Source organism: Stieleria neptunia, assembly GCF_007754155.1.
Classification (GTDB): Bacteria; Planctomycetota; Planctomycetia; order Pirellulales; family Pirellulaceae; genus Stieleria; species Stieleria neptunia.
This window is the reverse complement of record NZ_CP037423.1, coordinates 10,323,080-10,336,578: the sequence shown is the minus strand read 5'-3', so window position 1 is coordinate 10,336,578 and position 13,499 is coordinate 10,323,080. Positions and strand designations below refer to the sequence as shown.

The following is a 13,499-nucleotide window of genomic DNA, read 5'->3' as shown; positions in this document are numbered from 1 at the left end:
GGTCCTTATACAATCGACGTCCCGAGCCTGGGGACGATCGCAAAAAATGCGTCTCAGGCATCGGCATGCACAGCATGCCCTACGACTCGTTCCATCAGCAGGGCTGCCACGCTCTCTTACGCAAACATCATGATGATCGCTTGGGCGGCGATGATCCGCAGAATCATCGTCAGCGGATAAACGGCTGCGTAGGCCATCGAACTGGCTTCGGAGTCGGCTTGAGAATTCGCGAAGGCGAGTGCCGGCGGATCGGTCATGCTGCCGGCGATCACGCCGCAGATCGTCAAGTAGTTCTGTTTCCAAATCATCCGCGCCGCGATTCCCGTCGTCAGCAGCGGGACCATCGTGACGATGATTCCCAGCCCCATCCACTTGACGCCTTCGACACTGAGAGCGGCTTCAAAGAAGGTTTCTCCCGCGCCCAATCCCGCACAAGCGAGAAACAGAATGATCCCCAACTCCCTGAGCGCCAGGTTGGCCGAGTAGGGGATGTACCAGACAAATTTGCCGATGCTGCCGATCAGACTGAACACGATGGCCGCCACCAGTGGCCCGCCGGCAAAGCCCAGCCGAATCGGAAACGGGACACCGGGCAGATGAAACGGGATCATCCCGGCGACCACACCGATCGCGATGCCGAAGAACAGTGGCGAAAACTGCGTCTCCTTCATCGATTTACCGCTGTTCCCCAAGAACTTCGTCACCCGTTCGATCGAATCCTTGTCACCGACAATGTGTGCGATATCACCGTAGTGAAAGCGGCTCGATCCACGCGCCGTCAGCTCCACTCCCGACCGAATGATCCGCGTGACGGTTGTGTTGAAGACTTTATCAAGCGACAGCTCACGCAACGATTTCTTTAGAGCCTGGGGGTCAGTCACCAGAATGCGACGGTAGACGACCTCGCCCTTTTCCTTCATCAAGTCGACGTCGGCTTTGCCGCCGATCACCGGCTCGATCCGATCGAGCGTGCTTCGTGGGCCGACGAGTTGAACGAGATCACCGTGGTGCAATTCCGTTTCGTCCGTCGCGGTTTGAACGACATCTTCACCGGCGCGTCGGATCCGCGAAATGCGGACGCCCGAATCTTCGACGCCGGGGATCTGGCCAAAGGGAGTCGATCCCAAGTGGGGGTTGTCGATCACAACCGTGCGACGCTCGATCGGTTCGTAATCCTGTTTCTCAAGCTCCTTGATTTGGTCCACTTCGTCATTGACGTTGATGCCGAACAGCCGACGAATCAACAGCATCGACGTGATGATTCCGATGATGCCGCCGGGGTAGGCGACCGCGTAAGCCGACGCAAGCGATCCGATGCCCGCCGGCCGCTCGTCGCCCGACAAGGACAACGCCGCCTGCTCCGCCGCCCCCAGGGAGGGCGTGTTCGTCGTCGCTCCGCTAAACAACCCCGCCGCGGTAAACACGGGAAGCTCCAGCAACAACACAAACACACAGATCAAAATGACCGCCTGAACGACGATCGAGAGCGCCATCGAATTAAGCAAGATGCCCTGTTTCTTCCACAGCTCGATCACGCCGGGTCCGAGCTGCAGCCCGATCGTGAAGACGAACAAGATCAGCCCAAACTCTTTCGTAAAATCCGCGATCTCCGGATCGATCGATGCCCCAAAGTGGCCGAACAAAATGCCCGCAAACAGCACCCCCGCCGGCCCCAGCCCGATGCCTCGGATACGAATGCCGCCCAACACCAGCCCGCAGACGGCGACGAGCGTGACGATCAAAATAGCGGTTGCGACGGGCGGCATGATGGTGAAACTTCCGTAGCGGTGTGTTGGCTGATTCGGTCGACCAGTCGTTGCAAAGGCGATCCGCACCTCGTGCACGAATCCGTCGCCTTTCAGGGCTGTCGTACTCGATCAATCGCCGTCACTCAATGGGACGGGGGCAGCGCCTACGTGATCAACTACCGTTGTCCACCGATTGCGGTGGGCAATCGCACCAACTGCAAAAAGATCCCTCCCGCCCGCACGTCCCGCAGCTTCCAAAGTCACCCTCCGCCGTGGAGGTCCTGCGGTTTTAAAGTCACCCTCCTGGCAGGAGGGTCGAGCGAAGCGAGGGGAGGTCGAACAGCGAATCGCGAGTTTTGCTTCACCTGCCACAATCGGCTCCCAAGCAGCAACCCAAATCCTCTCCTCGCTGCGCTCGACTCTCCCAGAGGGGGTTCTTCGCGGATTTTAGTGGCTGCTCTCGGATACTCGGGGAAGGTTTTTTGAGGGATGACTGCGATGTCCGATGGTTCTGTTCGGTCTGATGGCGAAGCCAGCTGTAGCGGAGACGGGCTCTGCGGAGGAGCAACCCGCCTAGGAATCACCTGGTCTGCGATGCGGCGCAGGTGCTTGGTGCCCTCCACCGGCCCGCGTCGCCGGAGGGGCGTTTGAACCGAGCGGTTGTCGTCCAACACCCATTCGGACATCGCAGCAATGCCTCAAAAAACCTGGGTCCTGAGTGATCAGCCATTAAAATCCACGAAGAACCCCCAGAGGGAGAGTGACGAAACTCCTTTGAATTCAACGACTTAAAAAACTGCACGACCTCTTTGCAGCGAGGGCAGGGTTCCCGCCGGCGATCGCCTCGCCACACCCCCCAAACCTACTGCGGGTCATGCTCCCCGTGGCGTTCACAATTTGCCCGATGAACTTCGTTGACCTCGCTAGACAACCGAACCCAAATCAGGCAAAATACGTCTCTTGTCGCAAGACGAGCACCCGTGGCACAACTGGATAGCGCATCGGTCTTCGGAACCGAGGGTTGCAGGTTCGAATCCTGCCGGGTGTACTCTTACCACATAAGGACTTACGTCAATTCGGTCGCCGCCGAAAATGACCTCGTCCGAGAAGTTGTCCGAAAAGTCGAGTAAGAAAAGACTCCGCCACGGTCGCCGCCGTGACGGAGCCCGCGAAGCGAACCTTTCAGTCGCCTCTTTTGTTTCCATTTCCCTGGATTCGATTGGAGGGTTCCCATGCCTCATTTTCCCAAGCCCTTTGTCAAAAAGGCCCGTGGCGTTTGGTACGTTGAGATCGATCGCAAACAGATCAATCTTGGTTCGGACAAAGACGAAGCCTTTCGTCAGTACCATCAGATCATGGCGACGCCTCAAAGCGAGGTCACAGCACCGTCTGACTCGATGGTGGCGATCATCGATGCATTTCTTGAGTGGACTCAACGCAATCGCGCCCCCGATACATACGAGTGGTATCGCCAGCGACTGCAGCGGTTCGTTGATTGCTACCCTGACATGCTCGTGTCGCAGGTCCGGCCGTTCCATTTGGAGGAATGGATCGACCAGTACGACCTTGCTAAAACGACAAGGCGGAATTACTTTCGCAGCGTGAAACGCTGTTTGACGTGGGCGTGCCAGCAGGGTCGGATTGATTCGAACCCGCTCGATCGCCTTGAGATTCCGGGCAGCGAAAGAAAGGAAGTCTTTGTTACTCCCGAGGAGTTTGAGCGTTTCCTGACGTTCGTCCCTTCCCAGTGCTTTCGAGACTTGTTGGTTGCGACTTACAAGACCGGCTGCCGCCCGCAAGAATCGTTGCGCGTTGTCGCCAGTTACGTCGACCTCACGAACGCACGTTGGGTCTTTCCGCAACAAGAGTCCAAAGGGAAGAAGTCTCCGAGAATCATCTACCTGAGTGACTCGGTGATGGAAATCACAACGCGACTGCTTTCGCAGAACAGTAGCGGTGAGTTGTTTCGCAACAACGCTGGCCGACCGTGGACGACAGAAGCCGTCAATTGCATGTTTGATAGAATTCGAGTTCGCATGGGAAAAGTGGTTCTCAAGGCGAACAACCAGGCGCCGACCGCTGCCGAAATCGAAAAGTTCTCCAAAACGCTCGCGCCCACGCGTCGCATCAAAGGCGTCGTCCGTGACAAAACTCCTGCTGAGTTTCGCGAAGAAGCGAAGCGCAAACTGACCAAGAGAATGGCTGCGTCGGTCACACCCCGGTACTCGCTGTACGCGCTGCGGCATGGAGCGTTGATGGATCACTATGGCACCAAGTCAGAGCGAATCAACGTTCGCTGTGCGAACGAGAACGGTGACGTTGAGTCATCCAACGGTCATCTCAAGAATCGAGTCGACCAAGCATTGCTACTTCGCGGTAGTCGCGACTTCGCCAGTCGTGAAGACTACATGGATTTCGTTCGCTCCCTGATCGTTCGCGCTAATGATGCGCGCTTAAATCGATTTGAAATTGAACGCTCGCATTTGCGACCACTTCCCGATAGTAAGCTTGATACCGATGACAACCAACAAGGCATCATCGTCGGCAGTAGCAGCACGATCAATGTCAAGAAAAACATCTATTCGGTTCCTAGCCGATTGATCGGTCAAAAAGTCGATGTGCGGATCGGTGCCGAGTGGATCGATGTGACGCATCAGTGACACGACAACTGGAGAGTCTTCGGGAGGGATCGTTCTTGGATCGTCGGGAGAACGTACTGATTTTCGGTCAGCCCGGTGCGGGGAAGAGTCACGCGCTTTGTGCCTTGGCGAATCAACTCGTCCAGCAAGGCCGGAGCATGCTTCTGACAACGTGCAGCTTGCTGGTGCAACAGTTGCTGATCGCAAAGCGGGATCTTCGTCTGCAGAAGTACATCAAGCAACTGTCTCGTTTCGAGGGCCTGATGATCGACGACCTGGGTTACGTGCAGCAGAATCGAGAAGAGATGGAGGTGCTGTTCACGCTGCTGGCGGAACGTTACGAGAGAGGGAGTGTTCTGTTGACGAGCAACTTGGCGTTCAGCAAGTGGGACCAGATCTTCAAAGATGCGACGCATTGCCTCAACAATTCGGATACCGAACGATGGTGGTTGCCTCAACAGAAAGATACCCAAATCGTAGGTGGCGCCATGGAAATGCAAGCAAAAGCTGCACTGATTGACTCGATTCGTTCGCGATACTACGGCGCACGGAAACGAGACAAGTCGCGGATACTCGATGAATTTGTTGCGATTACCGGACACCAACGTAAGTACGCGCTGCGAATTCTCGCTGAACGCCAAAACACCACCCCAGAGCGTTGTGAAGTCGTGGGCCGCAAAATATACGACTGCGCGGTCAAGGAGGTGCTTGTAACGCTCTGGGAATCTTCCGATCGCCTATGCGGCAAACGCCTCAAAGCGATTCTTCCCGAGTTGCTGAAGTCGATGGAGTCGCACGGTCACATGAATCTTGATGATTCTCTCAAGACGCGGGTGTTGTCGGCAAGTGCTTCAACCATAGACCGACTGCTTCGTCCTATACGTGAGGAAGCGACTGGAAAGAAACGCGTTCGCCCAAAGAAAAAGGTCCGCGCTGCAGTTGCCGTCAAGACCTTTTCCGAATGGGATGATGTCGCCCCTGGGAGTCTCGAAGTAGATTTTGTTGCTCACTGCGGAGGGAATCTATCCGGCCCATTCATACACAGTTTGGTTGCTACAGACGTTGCGTCTGGATGGACGGAATGCATCCCGATTCTGATTCGCGAGCAGTCTCTCGTCGTCGAATCTTTGGAATTGCTGCGGAACAGATTTCCGTTTCCAGTCCTGGGAATAAACACTGACAATGACAGTTCGTTCATCAACGAATCAGTCATCAAATTCTGCGATTCCCAAAGTATCACATTTACTCGATCACGGCCCTATCGAAAAAACGATCAGGCATGGATCGAGCAGAAGAACGGTTCTATCGTTCGCAAACACCTCGGCTATCAGCGATTCTCGGGACCGATCGCATGCCAAACCATCGCACATCTTTTCGATAGTGTTCGTTGGTACGTGAACATGTTTCAGCCATCCTTCAAGCTCTTAAGCAAGACTCGTGACGGCGCCAGGGTAAGCAAGAAGTTTCACTCACCTCAAACGCCATGTGAACGGCTACTTAGTGACTCGCGAGTATCATCCGAATCGAAAGAGTATTTGCGACGCAACCGTCTTGAACAGGACCCGCTAGAACTACTACACGCAATCCGACAATCGCAAGCTGCGCTGGATTCGCTGTCGACGGAGGATTCGCTCTCCCAGGAGCAGCAGATTGATCTCGAAGAATTTCTTTCACAGTTACCGGAGCTATGGAAGAAAGGCGAGGCCCGACCAACTCATCAGCCGAAGCCGATGCGAACGCGAGATTATCGAACGCGTCCAGACCCCTTTGAAGGAGACTGGACGACGATTCTTGGATGGCTTGAAAAATCCCCAGACGCAACTGCGTCGTCGTTACTCGAAAGGCTCATCGAACGATCGCCCGACAAATACAACGGCGGTCAACTACGAACGCTTCAACGTCGCGTGAGTCAGTGGCGGAATATCATGGCAAGGAAATTAGTGACGGGCACCACGGCGACCTAAGTGTCTTGCTCGCCTATGAAAAATGTAACCGCTGGCATAGGGCGGCTTCGCTACGCTCAGCAGCCCTATGCCAGCATTCTTTCTAGTCCTTCCATTTGGGTATCCTTCTCGGCTGAGGCAACACGAAGTGGAGTTCTAATTGACGCCGAACACAGGCGAACTGACTCGCTTGAAACGTCATCGCCGTCAAATTGTTGTCGATCTTGAGACGGCTGTTTGGATCGTCCGCATTTATAGGTGGTTTCTCGTCGATGGACTCAACATCGAAGAAATCGTCCGGGAGTTGAACGCTGATCCCGAAGCTCCGGCGCCGGCCAAATCGGTACTTGACCGTTGGACTCGTGACTCAGTGATTGCTGCTCTGACTAATCGTAGGTATCGAGGTGATTGGTCGTATGGCAACACGGAATCGGTTTGGTTGAGCGACAAGGACTACTCTCGCAAATTTCCTCGGGAGGCCCCCCTGCAGGACGCTCAATTCGAAGAACTGCGGATCATTTCGGATGAGGTTTGGTTTGAAGTTCAGAAACGCTTGTCCACTGACCCCAAACGCTCTGGTCGCAAGCCGCGTAACGGAGCACGCCGGAAGCATTCGCGACTGCTCCAGGGTAAGTTCGAATGTCCGGAACACGGTCGACGTCTTGCCGTAACCGGCGACGGTGGAAAGGTGATGCTTTGTCCGGTTTGCCGCGGTTACAAAGTTGAGCAACGCCCGCTTTTCACTCACCTCAACCGTAAACTCGCAACGGACCTGACTTGCGAGAAGTTGGCTTCGCTTTTTGATGACGAGACGGCACTTGTCACCAATGTGATCGAGATTTGTGGTGCCCAGGCCAGCACTTGCGGCGCCCCGGATCCCGTCACAGCGCAGACTTTGCTAAGTCAGATCGACAAGCTCCGGCGGACAATTAAATTCAACCGGCAGGATCCTGGCGAAAGCGAGATGGAGCAGCAGCAGACTCGCGAGTTGTTGCGTGACCTCCGTCACCAACTCGCTGAGGCCGAATCGGCGCTTTCGGCTCATCAGGCGACCACCGGACGGAGCATGGTGATCCCTACCGAAGATGAGATCCTCGCAGAGGTCAGGCAACTTCGTCAAACGCTGAATGACGCACCAAAACTCACCGATGAACGCCAGATTAGGCTCGTTCGACGGTTGATCGATGATCTGGTCACCGGAAGGATTCAGCTGTACCAACAAGGTGAACGCAAGAAATGTCAGGGTTGGCTTCAAGGACGTTTCGAAGTGGCTGTCGTGCCATTTCTCATCAAGCGTTTAACGGGTGCTGAAATTGGCATCGGTGACGAAGACCGGGCCGAAATCGTCATCGACTACCGGAAGTCGGAGCTCATTGCAGAGCAGGCTGACACCGCAAAGCGTTTCTGGGACGATGGTTTGCTATGCAAAGAGATCGCAGTACAAATGGGGCTCCATCGTAGTCGCATCACGAAGGTTCTTCAGTATTGGCACGACCAACGCGGATTGCCGCGTCCAAACAACAAAACCCGCCGCAAGCGACTTGAAAATAAACAGTCCGAACTGCCGTTCCACAAACGCATTGCCAACGAAGTCATCGAGTTGGTGGAAGCGGGGCACTCCAATCTTAAAATTGCTGGGCGTCTTCGGACTAACGACGGCAATGTAGCCAAGGCCATCCAATGGTGGCATGAAACACGCGGCTTGCCGGTTCCCACGGCGGCGGATCGTCGGCGCAAAAAACTCAACCGAGCAAAGAGGATGCTCGACGAGGGCATGTTGATCAAAGATGTCGCCGGAGCGTTGGCGTACAGCCCACGCGGGTTGACGCTGACGCTGGAAAAGGATGCTGAGAATTCCGGCGGCGTCATGGGTGACGGACGTACTCGACGCGGGAACGCCACCGCGGGCAACCTCGCCAACGGAGTGAGTCTGGCTACGCAGACTCGCGCGGCATAGATTGCCACCAAAGGACGAATCATCTGCTCAATCCTCGTCTGCCCGGCTCATCAACTGATTGAGCCGGGCATTTTTTTGGCCAAGAACGCAGGAAGGAGCGAGTTCGAGTTTTTCGCTTGTGACTCCCCAAGAGACCAAAAACAGATCGAATCCGGCAGATCCTGGGCTTGGTCACGGAAAGTGTAACGGAAGTCTCTCTCGTAACCCGTTTGTTCCCAGCACTTTAGGGAATTCACTTTAAAAGTTGAATTCAGGTTAGTGGTGTCCTCGACTAACCCAAATTCAATCTTCCTGAGAAACTACGCACAAATGGCGGTTGATTTGCTTGATCGGCATCGAGAAGGATTTAAACAAAATTTCTGCCGCGTCGAAGTCGGACATATTTCCTATCTCGCTAGGAAGGCTTGCCGTTCTGAATATTGACTTCGGCGACTCCTGGAACTGTCTTTGTCGCTGCGATCGCTAGCGCACGTTCATTTGCATCCTTATTGGTGCAAACTAGCGTGATCTTGCCGCCACCGAGATGCGTCACGAGCATTTCTCTGCATTGCAACCGCTCAAGTCCTCGCGCTATGCGTTTCTCGATTGAGATTGGGAATGGCTCCATGAGAATGGCTTCGCAAGCGACAAGGGCGATGTGGAACTTAGAATTGACCGCGAAGTTCAGTCGTTTCCGATGCCTCACACCGCCCTTGAGGGCTCACGGCTGCGTGCCAATTGGTCTGCAGAAAACGAACGAAGTGATTTGAAACAATGTGCGAGGACATGCCCGCGTTTGCTAACCAATCTGGAAAAACTCGATCAGTGCTCCCTCAATATCGACGAAAGCAAATCGGATCCCAGGCTTGAACTCCGTTGGCGTCACTACGATTTGCTTTCCGAAAATTGCTTCACCTAAATCGTCTACCTTGAAAGCAACGTGGGGGCGTGTCTTGACGTCTTCGGGAAACGGCGCGTCGTGATCGAATCGAATCTTTTCGATCCGCAACCCATCCGTTCCGACTCGGTAGACATGGGCATGGAATTCCGGAAGGTAGATTTCCCCTTTGGAAACCTCAGTCGACGGCACGCCGATATGGTCGTACGACGCGTCAAAACTGGGGCATTATAGATCGGCTGATGATTTCGGTAGCGGTTGGGGCACGTCCATATCACGCTTCGTGTAGATAAATTTGAAATTCGGCAGCGCCGTATGTGTAGGTTCCCGTATGCGAAAAGTAATCGTCGTTTTCCAGCAATTCCGGAAACCGAAACTCGTCGATGATCAAGTGCAGCGTTCGCGGATGGTCGTCGATTGATTTGCGCAGCAAGTCGAGGAAGCCTTTTGTTACGGGATGGTCGAATGGCGAATACAAGAAGAAGACCGATTCATCACCTTTGAGCTGGTAATGAAGGATGTTCGTGCAAACGACGTTCACCGAGCACGAATTGCTCGTCCGCTGATGAAAAGCGTTGACGTTGCGCTCAGCGATCTGACACAGCTGCGGCGATATCTCTAGGCCGACGATTCGTTCAAATCCATATTCAGCGGCCAGTATGAGAATCCTACCTTTGCCGCATCCGACATCGACGAATACACCATCGTGAGGAATCCCGATGTGGCTCATTAACATGCGGAAGTACCTGGCGCGAGTTGGCTTGCATTTGTCGGCGTGCTGCTTGTCTTCCTGGCTGATATCTAGGTCGTTGAACTTAATCGGCAGCGACTTCATTGGCGTGACCGTTTTCTCTTGTCAGTGCGGTGAGTGTGTGAGGGTCACAACGTGTCTGTCTTTCGGCGCGCCTGTAGGCGCTTTTGCGGTTAGCCAGTTGTGCGCGCTAGGCGTTCTTTCTGTCTCTTTCTTTAAGCCTTGCCTGGCGTTTTAACTTGCGCTTTTTGCTCGTTGACGCACCCTTGTTGTGTTCCCTGCACGCTGCGGCGCGAACTTCTTTTGAACTCTGTTTCACAACAAGGACAAGCAACCGTGATGTCACACAAAAAACGAACCTGCAAACTCACCAAGCGGCTCGCCGAAGACATGATGATCCGCAACATGGCCGAAGCCACCATCGACGCCTACACCTATCACGTGCGAAAGTTTGCCGACTTTATCCAAAAACCGCTCGACCAGGCAACCGTCGAAGACGTTAGAACCTTCCAGCTCCATCTGATCCGAGAACGAAAGCTTGCCTACGGATCGTTCAACCAGGCCGTTTGTGCTTTACGGTTTTACTATCGCTACACCCAGCCCATGCCCTGGCCGGTCACGATGGTTCCCTTCGGCAAACGGCCCAAGAAGCTGCCTACCGTGCTCGGCCGACAAGAAGTCGACCAGCTGATTCAATGCACGGCCAATCTGAAACACCGAACTTTTCTGATGACGCTCTACTCCGGAGGGCTGCGGTTCGCCGAAGCGGCCAACTTGAGGATCCACGACATCGACTCCAAACGGATGATGATTCGAGTCGCCAATGGGAAGGGCAAAAAGGAACGCTTGATCCCTCTCTCACCGAGGCTCTTGAAAGAGCTCAGGATCTACTGGCTCAAGTACAAGCCGACCGACTTGTTGTTCCCGGGAAAGATTCCGGGAAAACCCTACGCCGACACCACGATTCGCAAAGCGATGAAGGATGCAGGGGAGAAGGCGGGGATCAAACGCAGGATTTATCCTCATGTCCTGAGACACTCCTACGCGACGGGACTGCTGGAAGCTGGCGTGGACCTGTTGACGATCAGCAAGCTCCTTGGTCACGCGAGCTTCATCACGACGATGGTCTATCTGCATTGCCGCCGGGAGCACCTGCACAGTGCCCCGAGTCCACTGGACTGGTTGCCGGTCAAGCAACTTCCGACTTACACGCCGCCGACGGAGAACGGCGAACAGGACGATTCAGGCAAGAAAAGCTAACCGTCCATCAACTCATTCGTCGCGGTGCTGAACGTTACGTCAACGAGCACCGCGACGGGGGAGCCAGCATGACGGTCCAAAGCGTGTTGGCCAAGACCAGCCTCTGCCGTACTTCGGCACTCGGTGGTCGTTGGTATCAGTGTGATGATTGTGATCGCCTGACGAAACGACACAACTCCTGTGGCGATCGGCACTGTCCGCAATGTAGTGGCGGAAAACGCCAGAACTTCTCCGATAGAGCTTCGAAACTGATCGTCGACGGTGTCGACTACTACCAAGTCGTCTTCACGTTACCGGAGGTGGTCTCGACGATGCCACTGGCGAATCGTCAAGAGATCGCGGAGTTGCTGTTCCACTCTGCTTGGAAGTCTCTCAAAAAGACGGTTGAAACAGAACAGCAATATGAGCTCGCTGCGCTGATGGTGCTTCACACCTGGAACCAGAAGCTGGATGCTCATTGGCATGTTCACGCATTGGTTCCTGGGGCGGGGCCCAGTTTAAGCGATGGAGGTTGGATTAAAGCCAGGGCGCCGCAAGTCGACGGCTATGAAGATGACCGCCAGTACCTCGTCGATGCGATCAATCTTCGAAGATCGTTTCGGAAGATCGCGGTGGCTCACCTACAGCGTCTTCGTAAGAACGACAAATTGAAACTCGACGGCTCGCTGGCGTATCTGCAAGGTGACGAAGCCTGGGAGGAGATGATCGATCAGCTCGAATCAAAGGAATGGGTCAGCTACATCGAACCCCCTCCGACCGAAAGCAGTCGCGGCGAGCACGTGGTTCGTTACTTAACGCGTTATCTGACCGGTGGGCCGATCAGTGACTACCGCATCATCGCCGCGGACGACCACGAGGTCACATTTTGGGCCCGCGAAGGCCGCACCACCGGTGGTGAATCGCTTCAAGTTCCGTTCACTCTCTCGACATCGGAGTTCATCCGTCGCTGGTGCCTGCACATTCTGCCAAAAGAGTTGACCAAAACACGTCAGTTTGGAGGCTGGTCGAATACAAAAGCTGAAGAATATCTCGCGAAGTGCCGAGCGTCACTCACCGATGCCGACCGATCGCAGGCGGGGACTCTCGACTTGCTCTCTGATGAAGTCGACTCGGTCGAGGCCGAGCCCGAATCGAAGTTGTGCTGTGAGCACTGTGGCAGCGAATCGCTTCGTCTAACGCACGAGTATGAGAAGCGACCGTGGAGCGAGATCTTCCGGCGGGACTCGAAAGATAGCCCACGTTGGTACCGCGAGAGTCAAGAAAAAGACGACATTCGCTTTTGGGACGGGGCCATGGGTGAGGGCTTTTCGCAATGGTACGCGTGGTATCTGAAAAGTGGCATTGAAAGTGCAAGGGAGCAGACGGCCCCAGAAACCGCACCCGAATCAAACGCCAGAGCTGGCACGCGGCAACTGCAGCTATTCCAATAGCGGTCTACCCGAACCCGGCCAAGTCGAGCCGACAAACTTCAACGCACGATCTATCCCTGCACGTCCCGTGCCCGGATAGATCGCATTTCGTTGATCGCAACCTCAGTTCGCGTGTCTAGTTTGTTGCGGTAGTCAAAGACGTAGTCATCAACCACACTGCGGACACTTTGGAGAGTACTGACGGGACTGTTGGTCAATACTCGCTTGAGAGACTCAATCACGCTGCTTTTCCTAAAAGTATTCTTCAGCTTTGACGCTTACTTGTTGATTTTGGCGAGGTATTTTTCGGGGTCGGCGAGGAGTTTGTCTTTGCAGCCATCGCAGCAAATCCAGACGGTTTGGCCTTTGACTTCCATCTTCTCAGGCTTGCCCATCACGCCGAGCATTTCTCCGCTCACGGGGCAGAAATGCTGCTTCATCGCCGATGCCTTGTCCTCTTCCGAGAAACTGGCGAGCGTTTCCATCATTTTGTCCATGTCGGACTTCGCCTCGGGAGCCGGAATCTCTTCCGCAGCGTCTCCTCCCGCGTGGGAAGCATGGTCGTGCATCGCGTGCTCGTCGTGTTCCATCGCGTCATGGTCCATGGAATCGTGGTCCATTCCACCCTCCCTATCGGCTGCTGGTGCGGCATCATCGGCTGGTTGCACCTGCGACGAATCACAGCCTGCGAATCCGATGGTGAGCATGGCGATTGCGGCGATGGGTAACGTCCACTTCAGAAAAGTCATGACTTTGAGTTCCTCGTCGAAAAAGGCGTTGGAAAGATCATTACGCCGAGTGAGATGGTTTCCGTCGTGCCGTTCTTCACCGATTTTCATAGGAATTCTGAAAAAGATGGGGCCAGCATCGACGTTTCGTGCGAAATCGCTAAAAATCGTGAAGGAACCGCGGTTT

9 protein-coding genes and 1 tRNA gene are annotated in these 13,499 nt (G+C 54.7%); 6 read left to right on the top strand and 4 right to left on the bottom strand.

From position 1 onward, the window contains the following. Window positions 1–116: 116 nt before the first annotated feature. Window positions 117–1,766 (bottom strand): putative transporter, encoded by a 1,650-nt coding sequence (locus Enr13x_RS35645; RefSeq protein ID WP_145391695.1) that lies wholly within the window; start codon window positions 1,764–1,766, stop codon window positions 117–119. A 956-nt stretch (window positions 1,767–2,722) separates the two neighbouring features. Between Enr13x_RS35645 and Enr13x_RS35640 the strand changes: the two genes are divergently transcribed. The 4 genes from Enr13x_RS35640 to Enr13x_RS35625 all read left to right on the top strand — a co-directional run bounded on the left by Enr13x_RS35640 (window position 2,723) and on the right by Enr13x_RS35625 (window position 8,287). Further along, window positions 2,723–2,796: transfer RNA gene (locus Enr13x_RS35640), tRNA-Arg, on the top strand. 184 nt (window positions 2,797–2,980) lie between these two features. Further along, on the top strand, window positions 2,981–4,408 hold the full coding sequence (locus tag Enr13x_RS35635) for a Mu transposase domain-containing protein (protein WP_145391694.1): 1,428 nt from the start codon (window positions 2,981–2,983) through the stop codon (window positions 4,406–4,408). After that, window positions 4,384–6,351: an ATP-binding protein gene (locus Enr13x_RS35630; protein ID WP_315856978.1), complete on the top strand. Its 1,968-nt coding sequence runs from the start codon at window positions 4,384–4,386 to the stop codon at window positions 6,349–6,351. The genes Enr13x_RS35635 and Enr13x_RS35630 overlap by 25 nt, the downstream gene beginning before the upstream one ends. A gap of 169 nt (window positions 6,352–6,520) precedes the next feature. Continuing rightward, a complete protein-coding gene (locus Enr13x_RS35625) occupies window positions 6,521–8,287 on the top strand; it encodes a recombinase family protein (protein WP_197455615.1) in 1,767 nt (588 codons plus the stop codon). Window positions 8,288–9,065: 778 nt separating this feature from the next. Here Enr13x_RS35625 and Enr13x_RS35620 read toward each other — a convergent pair. Together Enr13x_RS35620 and Enr13x_RS35615 are read right to left on the bottom strand one after the other, a co-directional pair. After that, window positions 9,066–9,275, bottom strand: coding sequence for a hypothetical protein (locus Enr13x_RS35620; protein ID WP_145391691.1), 210 nt, complete (start codon window positions 9,273–9,275; stop codon window positions 9,066–9,068). Between the two features lie 163 nt (window positions 9,276–9,438). Then, window positions 9,439–9,999 carry a class I SAM-dependent methyltransferase gene (locus Enr13x_RS35615; RefSeq protein ID WP_145391690.1) on the bottom strand — a complete coding sequence of 187 codons (561 nt, stop codon included), beginning with the start codon at window positions 9,997–9,999 and terminating at the stop codon, window positions 9,439–9,441. A gap of 255 nt (window positions 10,000–10,254) precedes the next feature. On the opposite strand from Enr13x_RS35615, the gene Enr13x_RS39260 reads away from it, so the two are divergent. Both Enr13x_RS39260 and Enr13x_RS35605 read left to right on the top strand, forming a co-directional pair. After that, a complete protein-coding gene (locus tag Enr13x_RS39260) occupies window positions 10,255–11,175 on the top strand; it encodes a tyrosine-type recombinase/integrase (RefSeq protein ID WP_231743777.1) in 921 nt (306 codons plus the stop codon). Further along, complete coding sequence (locus Enr13x_RS35605) at window positions 11,094–12,605, top strand: IS91 family transposase (protein ID WP_261344220.1); 1,512 nt, start codon at window positions 11,094–11,096, stop codon at window positions 12,603–12,605. The genes Enr13x_RS39260 and Enr13x_RS35605 overlap by 82 nt, the downstream gene beginning before the upstream one ends. Before the next feature lie 257 nt (window positions 12,606–12,862). Here the strand turns inward: Enr13x_RS35605 and Enr13x_RS35600 are convergent, their stop codons facing one another. Then, window positions 12,863–13,333, bottom strand: a complete 471-nt coding sequence (locus Enr13x_RS35600) for a hypothetical protein (RefSeq protein WP_145391688.1) — start codon at window positions 13,331–13,333, stop codon at window positions 12,863–12,865. Window positions 13,334–13,499: the final 166 nt, after the last annotated feature.